This is a genomic window from Nonomuraea roseola (genome assembly GCF_039535395.1).
In the GTDB taxonomy this organism is placed as follows: domain Bacteria; phylum Actinomycetota; class Actinomycetes; order Streptosporangiales; family Streptosporangiaceae; genus Nonomuraea; species Nonomuraea roseola.
Map to the genome: position 1 here is coordinate 3963686 of NZ_BAAAXC010000015.1, position 13895 is coordinate 3977580.

Sequence of the window (13895 nt, forward strand, 5' to 3'; positions counted from 1 at the left end):
GGTCACGGCGTGAGGGTCAGGGTGTTCACCGCCGCCTTCCTGATGGAGTCGGGCTTGGAGTTCATCGGCGTCGTCTCCCCGTTCACCCAGAGCGGCGCCTGGTCCCAGTAGTTGTCGTGGAAGGCGTGGCCCGAGGCGCCGGTGAGGTTGATCCAGCGGGACCTGTCGAGGTCGGCGAGGTCGATGACCATGCGCATGGAGGGGACGGCGGTGATGGCGTAGTCGTCCTGGATGTTCCAGCCCGTGGCGTTGACCGCGTCCTTGTTGCCGGGCGAGCCGAAGGGCCCGCGGTTGAACAGCGCCTCGATCGGGCCGATGCCCGAGGTGCCGAACGTCTGGTTGGTCAGCGTGAGCTGGTGCAGGTCGCCCCATCGCCAGGCCTTGACGTCCTCGCCCAGCAGCCCCGCCAGCTCGAGGTGGGCGTCGGCCATGGCGGTGCGCAGGATGTCGTCGCGGGTCTCGGTGAGGCCCTTGGTGGTGACGTCGTCCCAGAAGGGGTCGGCGGGGGCCGCGAGCAGGCTCCGCACGACCTCGTACCAGCGGTCGCCGCCCGTGGGCCTGGCGCCCTCGGGCAGGTCGTCGTTGAAGGCGGCGATGAGCAGGTGCCGCCAGACCGCGTTGAAGTAGGCGGCGGGGGCCGAGCCGAGGCCCTGGGAGCCGTCCCAGCCGCGCAGCAGCCCCTGCGCCTGGGCGCTGGGCCCGGCGAGCTCGACCTGGAGCAGGGCGGGGACCAGGAGCTCGGCCAGGCCGTTGTGGGAGTCCTGCTGGATGCGGCTCATGGCCTCGGCGTCGATCTTGCCGGACTTGATGGCCTGCTGGACGCGTTCGAGGATGCGCTTGGCGCGGTAGCCGTACGACCAGTCCTTGGTGAGCAGCGGCCGGTAGCGGCCCGGGTCGATGACCGCGTTGTTGGCCGTCACCACGAAGCCGTCGGCGGGGTCGGCGACGCTGGGCAGCTGGTCGTAGGGGATGGGCGCGGTCTTCCACTCGTACTCGCCCGTCCAGCCGGGCACCGGCCAGGTGCCGTCGCCCTTGGCGCGCACCGGGATGCGCCCCGGCGCCTGGTAGCCGATGTGGCCCTGGGTGTCGGCGAACACCAGGTTCTGGGCGGGCACGTCGAACAGCGAGGCGGCGGCGCGGAACTCGTGCCAGTCGCCCGCCGCGTTGAGCTCGAAGATGGCCTCGGCCGCGGTGCCTGGGGAGAGCGCGGTCCACTGCAGGGCGACGGCGTTCGCCTCTCCCGAGGGCTTGACGCTCCCCATCACCTCGTTGATCAGCGGTCCGTGCCTGGTCTTGCGCACCGTGAGGGTGACAGGCGCGCCGCCCGCGACCTTGATCTGGACGTTCCTGGTCTCGAGCCTGGCCCACTGACCCCTGTAGAGGTAGGTGTCGCCCTTGACCTGCTCGAGGAAGAGGTCCGCGACGTCGGGGCCGAGGTTGGTGAATCCCCACGCGATCTTGTCGTTGTGTCCGATGATCACGCCGGGGACTCCGGAGAAGGTGAACCCTGTCACGTCATAGCCGCACTTCTCGGACTTGGTGCGGCAGTGCAGTCCCGCCTGGTACCAGACCGACGGCATCTGCGCCGACAGGTGCGGGTCGTTGGCGAGCAGGGGTTTGCCCGTCGTGGTGTGCTCTCCCGAGACCACCCACGAGTTCGACCCGATGCCGTCGTGCTCCTCGGTGCCCATGAGGTCGGGGACCCTGCTCAGCGCCTCGGCCGCCTTGGTCAGGGTGGCGGCGGCGTCCTCGCCCAGCCTCGGCTCCGCCTTCTGGTCGAAGCGCTGGTCGCTGACCGTGCCCTGGGTCACGATCGAGGGGTTCCTGTCGAACGGGTAGCCGGGATAGAGCTGATCCACGCGCTCCCTCGGCAGCCTGGTGGCCGCCAGCGCCCTGGAGATCTCGTCGGAGAGGTTGGAGCGCAGGTCCCACGCCATGGCCTTGAGCCAGGTCACCGAGTCGAGCGGGGTCCACGGCTCGGGCACGTAGCCGGAGTTCTGCAGCTTGAGCACCGAGTACTCCAGGCTCCTGGCCGAGGCGTTCGGGTGCTCGGCGAGCCAGGCGTTGACGCCCTTGGCGTAGGCGTCGAGATAGCGCCTGGTGCGGTCGGTGAGCGTCGCCAGCTCCTGCTGGGCCACCTCGCGCCAGCCCATCGTGCGGATGACCTTGTCCTCGGTCAGCGTCGCCTTGCCGAACAGCTCCGACAGCCGGCCCGAGGTGACGTGGCGGCGGAAGTCCATCTCCCAGAAGCGGTCCTGGGCGTGGACGTAGCCCTGCGCCATGAACAGGTCTTCCGAGGTGTCGGCGTAGATCTGCGGAATGCCCCACGTGTCGCGGTAGACCTCCACCTTCGAGGACAGCCCCGCGAGCTTGATCACTCCGTCCAGCTGGGGAAAGGACTGCCGCGCGATCCACACGCCGACGGCCGCGAGGACCAGTGCCAGGGCCAGGAGCACGGTCACTACCCGTGCCAGCCAACGCAGCGGCCACGGCAACCACGCATAGGGCCTGATCCTCACGAAAACCTCCCTCTGACCTGCTTCGCACCAAGTGTCGCAGCCCTGCATCGCTGTCTCGACAGCCATTACTCGTGGTAACCGTCAGGACACGATCATGGAAAGCCGAGGGAGGTCGCGCGTCAGGTCCAGGTCTGGCCGTCGGGGGTGTCGGCGACCTTCACGCCGAGCGCCGCCAGGTCGTCGCGAAGCCGGTCGGCCACGGCCCAGTCGCACTCCTGCCTGGCGCGGGCGCGCTGCTCCAGGAGCTCGGCGGCGCCCGCCGGCAGGACGCGCACCCTGCCGATCTCCGAGGAGAGGTCGAGACCCAGCACGTGGTCGAGGTGGAGGAAGGACTCGAACTTCGACCCCGGCGCCACCGACTCGTCGCGTTCGAGCTCCCTCAGCACCCTGAGGGCCGCCGGGGTGTCGATGTCGTCGTCGAAGGCGGCCTCGGCCTGCCGTACCGCCGTCTGGTCGAGAGGCGCGGACGGCGACTCCGCCCACTCGGCGACCCTGGCCCGCCACCGGCGCAGCGTGCGGTCGGCCGCCCGCAGGGTGTCCCAGGTCAGGTTCATCTGATGGCGGTAGCGGTGCTCCATGAAGGCCAGCCGTACGGCCAGCGGATCGAGCCCCTCGTCCGCCACGTCGGCGAGGAGCACGACGTTGCCCGTCGACTTGGCCATCTTGCGCCCGTCGAACAGCAGGTGCTCCCCGTGCACCCAGCGCCGCACGACCTCGTGTCCCGCGGCGCTGTCGGACTGGGCGCGCTCGTCCTCGTGGTGGGGGAAGCGCAGGTCGATGCCGCCGGTGTGGATGTCGATGTGCTCGCCGAGGTAGCGCAGCGACATGGCCGAGCACTCGACGTGCCAGCCGGGGAAGCCGCGCCCTCCCCACGGGGTGACCCATGCCAGCTCGCGGTGCGAGTGCTTCCACAGCGCCCAGTCGGCGTGGAAGCGCTTGCGCGGGTCGACGCCCTCGACCCTGTGCCCGGGCTTGAGCGCGTCGAGCCTGTTGCCTGAGATCTCCCCGTAGGAGGGGAAGGTCTCGGCGGCGAAGAAGACCGAGCCGTCGGGGACGGTGTAGGCGTGGCCCTTCTCGATCAGCTTGGCGATCAGCTCGATCATGAGGTCGATCGCCTCGGTGGCGCGGGGGGTGTGCTCGGGCGGGCGCAGGTTCAGCGCGGCGGTGTCGCGGCGGAAGGCGTCCTCGTAGAACCTGGCGATGTCGAGGGTGGACCTGCCCTCCTCGCGCGCCTGGGCGACGATCTTGTCCTCGCCGACCTCGGCGTCGTCGACCAGGTGGCCGACGTCGGTGATGTTCTGGCAGACGACCATGCGGACGCGCTGACGTTCGAGGATCCTCCTGATGAGGTCGGACAGCAGGTACGAGCGCAGGTTCCCGACGTGCGCATACCGGTAGACGGTCGGACCGCAGGTGTACATCCGCAGGGCTCGCGCCTGGGGGATGTCCTCGACCTGCCTGGTGCGCGTGTCGTAGATCCTCAACATGAACCGAGCCTAATCCGGCGCCGTGCCGCCGGAAAGCGACTACTCGCCCAGGAAGGCCAGGATGTCGCGGTCACCGCGCTCCCGCAGGCGGGTCAGCACCTCCTCGCGCGTGGCGGTCTCGGGCAGCCCCACCCTGGCCCCGATCAGGCGCAGGCCCTCGGCCTCGGAGTCGACGGGAGCCGTGTACCCGATCAGGTGCAGCGCCCTGTTGAGGGGCCGCAGCGCGGGCTGGGCCGCGGGCAGGAAGCGCGTCAGCAGTTCGCCCCCGTCGGACACCGTGAGGAACACGTGGTCGCCCTCGGAGGCGTTGAACTCCGCCAGCACGTTCCTGATCGAGCCCATGGTCGGCTGGTTGTGCCAGGAGATCACCACGTCGCCCGAAGGCGCGGAGGCGGTCAGCGAGCCGCCAGGCGCCATCCCGAGATGCGCGGCGAAGCCCGTCGGGAGCGGGGAGCCCGAGCCGCGCAGGTGCTCGGCGTTGACGTCCACCCTGTGCCACCAGCGCCCGTCACGTGACTTGAAGGAGCGCCGCGTCTCCGAGACGTCCTTGCGCGGCTGGTAGCCGGGCTGGTCGGGAGCCGCCACCCTGATCCAGCCACGCTGCGACCGCTCGAACCCCGGGCCGCCCGAGTAGGCCCGCACCGAGCTCTCGCTCACGTCGTAGCGGGAGGTCAGGTTGGTGACGATGGTGTTGACCGAGGCCTCGCCGCCGGCTCGCTCGATCTCCCTGGCGATCATCTCCCTGATGCCCAGGTACTCCTCGCCGCCCCAGCGCGCCAGGCCGTACTTGTTCCTGTCGACCCTGCGGAAGCGCGCGTCGGCCGTGAGCTGGTTGCGGATGCCGACCAGGCTGTAGTCCTCGCCGATCCGCTCCTGGATCTCCTCGGGGGTGAGCGGCGCTCCCGCGACGGACAGCACCGCCTCGGCCTTCTCGTTGACGCTGCGCGGCCAGAGCATGACATGCCCGTCGAAGACCCGCAGCTGCGGCACCGCGGTCAGCCACCGCTCGGCCACGTCCTCGCGGACGCCGAGCTGCGCGGTCATGGAGACGGCCTCGGCGACGGGCCTCGGCCCCTCGGTGAACAGCTGCCTGGTCTTCTCCCTCAGCTCGTCGGCGCCGCCGGCGATCAGCCATCCGTCCGCCTGCTCGTAGCCGGTCAGCAGGGTCCGCACGAACCGCCACACGGGGATGCCGAGCGACACCAGCTCCGTACGGTGCCACGGCACCGCCTCGGCCAGCTCCTCGGCGGGTACGGCGGCGCCGAGCCGCCCGCGCAGCCACGTCACGTGCGCCAGCAGCGGCCCCGCGGACACCGAGGCGAGCCAGGCCTCCACGTGGTCGCGCAGGTCGCGCTCGATCTGCCTGATCCGCTCCCTCGTCACGGAGAAGCGCTGCGCGAGCTCGTCGAGCGTGGCCCGCTGCTCGGCGTAGACACGGTCACGCGCGATCGTCCGCTGACGCTCGTCGAGCGCGACGAACACCTCGTCGACCAGCTGGGGCAGCGGGACGGCCCTGACCTCGGCGACAGGCTCGAGCAGCCGCTCGAAGACGCCGCTGAACAGCTTGTGGACCACGTCGCGGCCGAGCCCCTCGGGCGTCCGCTCGCTCTCCGCGGGGTCGGAGAACCTCAGCAAGGGCAGGATGTCGCCGAGCTGCAGATGTCCCCAGGAGGCGACGGCGAGGTCGGCGAGGCGTCCTGCGACGGCCTGGGCACCGATGACGGCGCATGCGCGGTCCAGCGGGATCGACTGCCACCAGGCTTCGGGCAGCTGAGGATCGTCCGCGAGCGGTGCGATCTGGACGGGAGACGTCCAGCGCAGGGGTGGCGCGAGGTCGCTCAGGCTGAGATTCATTGGGGTCCAACCGGCAAAGGGAAAGATATCCGCAGTTCAGAGACTATGTGATTAGGACGACAGAAAAGGGCTACCTCTTCCGGAATGGGAAACGTAGAGCACGGACCTGGCCCGCGTACAGGCAACGTAGAGCAGCCCGCGCTCACGTTGTAGCACCCGCGCCCTGTCACCGGGGTCAGAGGGTAGCGGCTCGGGCACCACGCCCTCGGCGATCCCGACGAGCGCGACGTTCTCGAACTCCAGGCCCTTCAGGCCGTGCAGGGTGGTCACCCGCACCTCCTGCCTGGCGCGGCGCAACGCCTCCTTGGCCGCCTTGACCAGGCGTGTCGTACGCGCGGCCACGGCGATCTCCGTGGTGGGCACGCCCTCCTCCCGCCACGACTCGATGGTGTTCACCAGTCCGGCCAGCTCGGCCTCCGGCGTGTCGTAGGCCCTGACCGTCGGCCGCTCGCCGTGGCGCGTGCTGCGGAAGCCGCGCAGCTCCTGCACCCCCTTGACCAGGCCGAGCGTCGGGCCGCCGCCGCGCAGCCGCACCCCGAAGGAGAGCAGCTCGTGCGGCAGCCTGTAGGAGATGCTCAGGCCGTGCTGGACGGCATGGATGCCGACCGCGCCCAGGGCGATGCGGTGGTCGGTGATGCGCTGGTGCGGGTCGCCGACCACGAACAGGTCGTCGGGCGCGCGAGGCACCGCCGCGCGCAGCAGCCGCCACTGCGCGGGGCTGACGTCCTGGGCCTCGTCCACCACGATGTGCCTGTACGGCTTGCGCCCGGGCTCACCGAAGCTCAGCACGTCGTCGAGCAGGTCACCTGTGGCCCTGGTGAGCAGCCGCAGCGCCTCGTCGGTCAGCTCGGTCAGCGAGCGGGCCCCTGCGCCGACCAGGGTGGGCTGCCGCCCCTCCACGTCGGCCACGATCCTGATCGCCAGCCTGTCGACGTTGCAGACGTCGATGCGCTTGCGGACGGCCTGGTTCTCGATGAGGAGGTCGAGCTTCGCCGACAGCTCGGTGGCCAGGCTCTGCGAGAAGGTCACCAGCAGGACGGGCCCGTTGCCGTGCTCGGCCAGGTGGGCGGCCCTGTGCAGGGCGATGAGGGTCTTGCCGGTGCCGGCGCCGCCCGTGACGAGCACCGGGTGCTCGTAGTGGTCGGCGCGTGCCAGCCTGTGCTGCGGAGGGTGCAGGAAGACGCACCAGTCCGGCGCGGTGACGATGCGGTCCAGCTCGTCGTCCGTGGCGGCGAACACCGCCCTGTCGGGGCTTCGGAGCAGCGCCGCGTACAGGTCGGAGGTGTCGATCGGCTCGGGAGGGTCCCACGAGGTGCGGCGGGAGTCGAGCTCCTTCCACGCCTCGGGCAGCGAGCCGCCCCTGGCCATCACCGAGAGCGGGAGGTACTGCGTGGGCGGCAGCAGCGCCTCGAGCGCCTCGACGTCAGCCTCGTTGCCGATCAGCCTGATCAGTGGCAGCAGCGCGAGGTCGATGCCGAGGCTCAGCAGGTCGGTGTCGCTGACCGGCTCGAACAGCCTCGCCTGGCCCGCCGAACGGCGCAGGGCGTGCTCGACCCTGCCCAGCGCCTCGGCGTCCCACTGCTCGACCACCCCGATGACCGGGTTGACGCTGAAGGCGTGCCGCCTGGCGTAGGCCTCGGCCTCGGCGTCGGGCAGCAGGGTGAGCAGCCACGAGACCTCGCCCTGCCGTACGACGACGGCCAGGTGGCCCTCGGCCATCCGCAGCGTCCCCACCCCCTCGGGGGCGGGGACGTGCGACAGAAGGGCGGGCAGCGCGGCCATGACCTCCCCGCGCGCAGGCGGGGCCAGAGCGCTGAGTTCCCTGGGGAAGTCAGGGGCGATCGCGAGCCGCGGCACGGGCTCAGTCCAACAGTTCGAACAGGTCGCGGTCCCCGCGTTCACGGAGCCTGGTCTTCAAGTCCTCGAGACTGACGTTGCCCGACATGCCAATCCTTATGGCGATGATTCTGGCGGCGTGTTCGATGGCGCTGCTCAGGCCGGTGTAGTCGGCCAGTCGCAGCGCCTTGGAGATCTTACTGGCGCCTGGCGTGGCGACCGGCAGGTGTTTGGCCCGCAGCACGCCTTCCTTGGACAGCGTGATGAACAGGTGACCGCCCTCCCTCGCGCCGACGTCGGCGAGCAGCCTGCCCATCTGGCTGATGGAGGGCCTGCCGTGCCAGCTCATCATCAGCTCTCCTGCCGCGCTCCTGACCGTCCAGCTCGAGCCGGGGGTCAGGCCGAGGTAGGCGGCGAACCCGCTGGGCAACGCGCACTCCCCGGTGGCCAGCTGCTCGGCGGTCATGTCGATCCGCAGCCACCAGCGGCCGTCGGGCTGGCGGAAGCAGCGCTTGGTGAGCGAGACGTCCTTGAAGCCCTGGTACGGCTTGCCGTTGGCGTCGGCGGGCTCCGGCGCGGGCGGCTGCAGCGGAGCATGGAAGGGCGGCTGGTTCGGAGGCGCCTGGAAAGGCGGCTCCTGACCCGGAGGGGGCGCCTGGAAAAGCGGCTCGTGGCTAGGAGAGGGTGCCTGGAAGGGCGGCTCCTGCGCCGGCGGCGCCGCCTGGAAGAGCGGCTGCGGCGGGGGCGGTGGAGCCGAAGGAGGCGGTCCCGACGGGGTCGGCGCCGATGGGGGTGGCGCGAGGTCGGGGACGCGGACCAGCGCCGCCATCGTGGCGTGCACGAACTGCCAGGCGGGCACGTCGAGGGCGCGGATCTCCTTGCCGTGCCATGCGGCGGCGCCGATCAGCAGCTCCTTCGGCGGATCCCCGCCCAGCCGCGCGCGCAGCTCCTCCAGGTGGGCCCGGTAGGGCGCCGTCTCCTCCGCCGCCAGCCAGCGTTGCAACCGCTGGCGCAGCGCGGCCTCGACGGAGACGATCTCCTCCTTGGACACGGCGAACAGCTTGGCCAGCTGCTCGACGGCCGAGGGGGTGTCGGTGAAGACGCGGTTCTGCGCCACGGCCCAGGTCTTGTCGTCGAGCCCCGCGAAGGAGGACTCGATGAGCGCGTGCAGGTCAGGCTCGTCCGACGCGGCCTGCGCCGCCACCGGCTCCTGGGCGACGTCCGCCGCGAAGGACGGCGCGGGGGTCTCGAGTTCGTTCTCGCGCTCGTCCTCGTAGGCTGCCGCCTCCGCGTGGCGTGCCTCGTCCGCGTGGCCTGCCGCCACCGCGTACTCATGCTCCTGCTGGTGCTCGTCCGCGTGCAGGTGCTCGTCCGCCTGCTCGTGGTGGTGCTCGTCCGCCCGCTCGGGTTCGTCCGCGTGCTCGTGCTCGGCCTCGGCCGTGTGCGCGGGTTCGGCCGCGTGCGCTGCCGCTTCCTCGCGCTCCTCCGCGTCGGGTCCTGTGTGGAGATCGCCCTGCGGTTCGAAGGCGCCCGGCTCCTCGTGCTCCTCGGCCTCCCGGTGCGCGGGCGGGAGGGACTGGAAGGCGTCCCACCCCTGCGACACCGGGGCCCGCTCCTCGACGACCGGCTCCCGCTCGACAACGGGCTCGTGCTCGATGGGCGCGCTCTCGGCAGGCGTCTCGAAAAGGCCGCGGTAGGGGGCCTCGTGCTCGACGGGGTGGGCCCCCGCCACCGGCTCGTGGCTGACGACCGGTTCGGGCTCCGCCACCGGTTCGGGCTCGGCGACCGGTTCCGGCTCCTCGATCGGCGCGGGCTCCGCCACCGGCGCGGGCTCCGCCACCGGCGCGGGCTCCGCGACCGGTTCGGGCTCCGCGACCGGTTCGGGCTCCTCGATCGGCTCCGGCTCCTCGATCGGTGCGGGCTCAGGGGCGTCGGCCGCGTGCGGCTGGACGACGGGCTCCGCCACGAGGACGTCCGCCTGCTCGGCCACCGCGTCGGCCGCGGGCGGCGTCTCGGCGCGACGCTCCTCGATGGGAGCGCCGGGCGCCAACCGTACGAAAACGGCCCCGAAGAGGGTGTTGAGCACCGGACGGGCCCTCACGAACGGCTGGTCCATCAGCTCGCGGCTGCTCAGCGCCAGCAGCCCCGGCCACGACCCCGCCCTGTCGAGGGCGATCGCGACGTGCGGCTCGTCCGCCTCGTCGGGGTCCAGCACGTGCAACGCGGGCAGCACGTCGCCCACGGCAGCCGCCGGCCAGTGCTCCAGCGCGATCTCGGTCAGCAGCTCGCCCAGGGACTCAGGCCCGATGGCGGCCAGCACCCGTGGCACGGGCAGGCTCCGCCACCAGGCCTCCGGCAGATGCGGCTGACCATGGAGCAGTGTGATCGCGGCCGCGTCGCTCCACCTCAAGGGTGGTACGAGGTCGCTCAGGCAGAAGTTCATCCTGTTCCGTTCACCAGCCCCTCACGCCGCGGTCGCGGCGCAGCCATACTCTTGCCGCCACGGAACAGACCATAGCCGCGCAAAACAGCCCTGTGCATCATGGAGTACGCATCAGCGCCGGACGGCGGCGAAGCGTAGCCGCACGTAGTCAGCCATCCACCCGGTCTCCCTGCGGAGCGCGGGGGCGGCGAGCTCGTTGACCCGTCGCAGAAGGGCGTCCGCCAGGTCGGCGGGCAGCCCTTCGAGCAGGGATCCCGCGTACATGCGCACCCAGTCGGCCGCCCCTCCTGGGCACTCGTCGAGGGGCGTGGGCCTGTCGAAGTTCTCCAGCAGCCTGACGACGAAGCCCTCCTCCTCCAGCAGCCTGGAGTGCTCGGCCGGCGTCGGGAAGTACCAGGGCAGTTCGGGCTCGCGCAGGCCGTACTCGCGCCATGCGGTGGAGAGCGCGGCGGTCAGCTCCGCGCAGTTGCCCGCCCCGCCCATCTCGGCCACGAAGCGGCCGCCGGGCCGCAGGGCCTCGCGGACGTTGGCGATGACGGTGCGGGGGTCGCGGCTCATCCAGTGGAGCGCGGCGTTGGAGAAGACGGCGTCATAGGCCTGGACGACGCTGAAGTCGTGGCCGTCGCCGACGATGAAGTCGATGCCTGGGTACTGGGCGAGCGCCTTCTCGATCATCGCGGTCGAGCCGTCGATGCCGAGGACGCGCGCCCCCCTGGCGGCGATCTCGGCGGTCAGCACGCCGGTGCCGCAGCCGAGGTCGAGCACGTGCTCGCCCGGCTGCGGATCCAGCAGGTCGACAAGGGGAGCGCCCTGCGGCGAGACATAGCCGAAGCTGCTGTCATAGGCGCGAGCGTTCCACCGCGTCATGCTCGGTGTGTCGTATCGCAAGACCGATCAGCTCCCCCCGTAGTGGGACAACAACTCTAGGGGCTGAATGTCTCTACGACATATCAGTCACACCGGGCACACTTGTCTCACCCGGCCCAGTGCTTGTTGACGTACGTCTTCGCCGCGTCCGTCTGCGGGATCGTGAGCAGCACCGGAGGCCCGGGAGGCGCAGGCAGGCGAGCCGCGGTCTCGGTGTCGAACGTGCCCTTCATGAGCATCGCCTCGCCGCGCGCGGGCCTGGCGTAGCCCTTGAGGTAGAGGTTCTGGCCCTCGTCGGAGAAGAGGAACTCCTGCCACAGCCTGGCCGCCGCAGGGTGCGGGGCGTCCTTGTTGATCGCCTGCACGTAGTACGCGCCCAGCGGCGAGTCCTTGGGGATCGTCACCTTCCACGACGTGTCGGGCTCGGCGGCGCGCTCGGCGTTGAGGTAGTCCCAGTCGACGACGACGTTGGCCGCGGGGGGCTCGGCGAGCTTGCCCTCCTTCTTGAGCTTGGTGAACAGCTCCACGCCTCGCTGCACCCTGGGCACGCCGTTCTGCAGGGAGGCGGCCATGATGCCGTTGAACGCGGCGGCGGTCTGGCGCGGGTCTCCTGGCAGGGCCACGGTGTAGCCGGGCTTCAGCAGGTCGGCGAAGGAGGCAGGGGCCTTGACCTTGGCCGAGTCGTAGCCGAGCGACATGTAGCCGCCGTAGCCCGCGTACCAGGCGCCGCTCCTGTCCTTCACGTGGTCCGGCAGGTCGTGCCAGCCCTGGACCTTGTAGGGCGCGAAGCGCGGCGCGTTGGCCACGGCCACCTCGAGGCTGAGGTCGAAGACGTCAGGCTTGAGCTGCGCGGCGGCCTCCATCTGACGGCGGCTGCTGGCACCGGGTTCGAGCTGGTGGACCTTGATGTCGTACTTGTCGGCGAAGGTGTCGATGATCTCGCCGTAGTTGACCCAGTCGCGGGGCAGGGCGATGACGTTGAGCTCGCCCTCCTTCTTCGCGGCCTCCGCGAGCCTGTCCATGCTCGTGAAACCGGCTTGCATGGAGGCGGCCTTCGCGTTGACGGGAGCGAGCGGCTTTTCCTCCGTGGTCGAAGCGGCGCATCCCGCGCTGACAAGAACGGCGGCGATGGCGGCACAGGTGCGTACGGTCACGCTACAGATACTCGCGGTTACGTTCGCCCAGGTCGAGGAGGCACGACTTTCGCGGCCACCAAATGCTCCTCGGAGATCTCCACGAGACTGCCGTCGCGTTTGCGCACCGTGAGGGTGCCGCCGTCCCACGATTCGAGCACGCCTACCGCGTCACTGAAGCCGCCTGGCACCCTTCTACGGGTGGTGACGCGTGCCCCTATGTCCGAGGTTGTGATGGCGATCTCAAGGCGAGCGGCCACGAGTTTGCCACCCTCCGTTTCCGACACTTGGCTGACCCGGCAATACTAGGGCGTAGAAAACCGCGGTCTATGAAGGAGCTCGACGTGACGTACGTCATCGCGCAGCCTTGCGTGGACGTCCTTGACAAGGCGTGCATCGAGGAGTGCCCCGTCGATTGCATCTACGAGGGCGAGCGCATGCTTTACATCCACCCCGACGAGTGCGTGGACTGCGGCGCGTGCGAGCCCGTATGCCCTGTAGAGGCGATCTTCTACGAAGACGACCTTCCCGAGCAGTGGAAGGACTTCTACAAGGCCAACGTGGACTTCTTCGAGGACCTGGGCTCGCCCGGTGGCGCCTCGAAGGTCGGCAAGATCGAGAAGGACCACCCGGTCGTCGCCGCTCTGCCGCCGCAGGCCGAGGAGCACTGACAGGTGCACAATCTGCCGGACTTTCCATGGGACCGGCTGGTGCCGTACAAGGAGCGCGCCCAGGCGCATCCTGACGGCATCGTCGACCTGTCGGTCGGCACCCCCGTCGATCCCGTGCCGCGGATCGTGCAGGAGGCGCTGGCCGGGGCTGCCGACAGCCCCGGCTATCCGCTGACGTACGGCACCGCCGAACTGCGCGCCTCGGCGGCTGGATGGCTGCGCCGCAGGCACGGCGTCACCGTCGACGAGCGGGCGGTGCTGCCGCTGATCGGGTCGAAGGAGTTCGTGGCCTGGCTGCCGACGCTGCTCGGCGCCAAGCAGGTGGTCTTCCCCGAGCTCGCCTATCCCACCTACGACGTCGGCGCGCGCATGGCCGGAGCCGAGACGGTGGCCGCTGACGGGCTGCTCACGCTCGGCCCCGCGCGGGTCGACCTCGTCTGGGTCAACTCGCCCTCCAATCCCACGGGCAAGGTGCTGCCCGCCGACCACCTGCGCAAGGTCGTCTCCTGGGCGCGCGAGCGCGGCGCGATCGTGGCCTCCGACGAGTGCTACATCGAGCTCGGCTGGGAGGAAGAGCCGATCTCGATCCTGCACCCCGACGTCTGCGGCGGCTCCCACGAGGGGCTGCTCGCGGTGCACTCGCTGTCCAAGCGCTCGAACCTGGCCGGATACAGGGCGGGGTTCGTCGCGGGTGACCTCGCGCTGGTCGCGAGGCTGCTCGAGATCCGCAAGCACGCCGGAATGATCATGCCTCAGCCGGTGCAGGCGGCGATGACCGTCGCCCTCGGCGACGACGCCCACGCCGACGCGCAGCGCGAGCTCTACGCGGCGCGGCGCGAGGTGCTGCGTCCCGCGCTGGAGAAGGCGGGCTGGCGCATCGACCACTCGACGGCGGGCCTGTACCTGTGGGCCTCCGACGGCGGCGACTGCTGGGATCAGGTACGACGCCTTTCCGAAATCGGGATTTTGGTCGCACCGGGCGAGTTCTACGGATTCGCAGGTCGTAGCCATATTCGGATCGCTGTGACGGCCACCGACGAACGCATCGGTGCGGCGGTGCGCCGCCTCCAGTAGGATCCCGCGGC

Annotated in this window: 10 protein-coding genes; 2 read left to right on the top strand and 8 right to left on the bottom strand. The window is 70.5% G+C overall.

Annotated elements, in window-relative coordinates; translation table 11 throughout:
- Positions 1 to 2: 2 nt before the first annotated feature.
- From ABFX55_RS42270 to ABFX55_RS50090, 8 genes are all read right to left on the bottom strand, one after another.
- On the bottom strand, positions 3 to 2519 hold the full coding sequence (locus ABFX55_RS42270; RefSeq protein ID WP_346129128.1) for a penicillin acylase family protein: 2517 nt from the start codon (positions 2517 to 2519) through the stop codon (positions 3 to 5).
- 119 nt (positions 2520 to 2638) lie between these two features.
- Positions 2639 to 4006: a cysteine--tRNA ligase gene (gene cysS, locus ABFX55_RS42275; RefSeq protein WP_346129129.1), complete on the bottom strand. Its 1368-nt coding sequence runs from the start codon at positions 4004 to 4006 to the stop codon at positions 2639 to 2641.
- Between the two features lie 39 nt (positions 4007 to 4045).
- Complete coding sequence (locus tag ABFX55_RS42280; protein WP_346129130.1) at positions 4046 to 5860, bottom strand: sigma factor-like helix-turn-helix DNA-binding protein; 1815 nt, start codon at positions 5858 to 5860, stop codon at positions 4046 to 4048.
- A gap of 51 nt (positions 5861 to 5911) precedes the next feature.
- A complete protein-coding gene (locus ABFX55_RS42285) occupies positions 5912 to 7717 on the bottom strand; it encodes a UvrD-helicase domain-containing protein (protein ID WP_346129131.1) in 1806 nt (601 codons plus the stop codon).
- Between the two features lie 4 nt (positions 7718 to 7721).
- Entirely contained in the window at positions 7722 to 10106 is a 2385-nt protein-coding gene (locus ABFX55_RS42290) for a hypothetical protein (RefSeq protein ID WP_346129133.1), read from the bottom strand.
- Between the two features lie 144 nt (positions 10107 to 10250).
- Positions 10251 to 11006 (bottom strand): class I SAM-dependent methyltransferase, encoded by a 756-nt coding sequence (locus ABFX55_RS42295; protein ID WP_346129134.1) that lies wholly within the window; start codon positions 11004 to 11006, stop codon positions 10251 to 10253.
- 107 nt (positions 11007 to 11113) lie between these two features.
- The gene (locus tag ABFX55_RS42300) at positions 11114 to 12160 is read right to left on the bottom strand and encodes an ABC transporter substrate-binding protein (protein ID WP_346129136.1); all 1047 of its coding nucleotides are present in this window, start codon (positions 12158 to 12160) and stop codon (positions 11114 to 11116) included.
- Between the two features lie 17 nt (positions 12161 to 12177).
- Complete coding sequence (locus ABFX55_RS50090) at positions 12178 to 12426, bottom strand: putative acetyltransferase (protein ID WP_428834784.1); 249 nt, start codon at positions 12424 to 12426, stop codon at positions 12178 to 12180.
- Positions 12427 to 12483: 57 nt separating this feature from the next.
- On the opposite strand from ABFX55_RS50090, the gene fdxA reads away from it, so the two are divergent.
- Positions 12484 to 12810 carry a ferredoxin gene (fdxA, locus tag ABFX55_RS42305; protein ID WP_068901325.1) on the top strand — a complete coding sequence of 109 codons (327 nt, stop codon included), beginning with the start codon at positions 12484 to 12486 and terminating at the stop codon, positions 12808 to 12810.
- 3 nt (positions 12811 to 12813) lie between these two features.
- On the top strand, positions 12814 to 13884 hold the full coding sequence (dapC, locus tag ABFX55_RS42310) for a succinyldiaminopimelate transaminase (RefSeq protein ID WP_346129138.1): 1071 nt from the start codon (positions 12814 to 12816) through the stop codon (positions 13882 to 13884).
- The last annotated feature ends 11 nt before the right edge of the window (positions 13885 to 13895 follow it).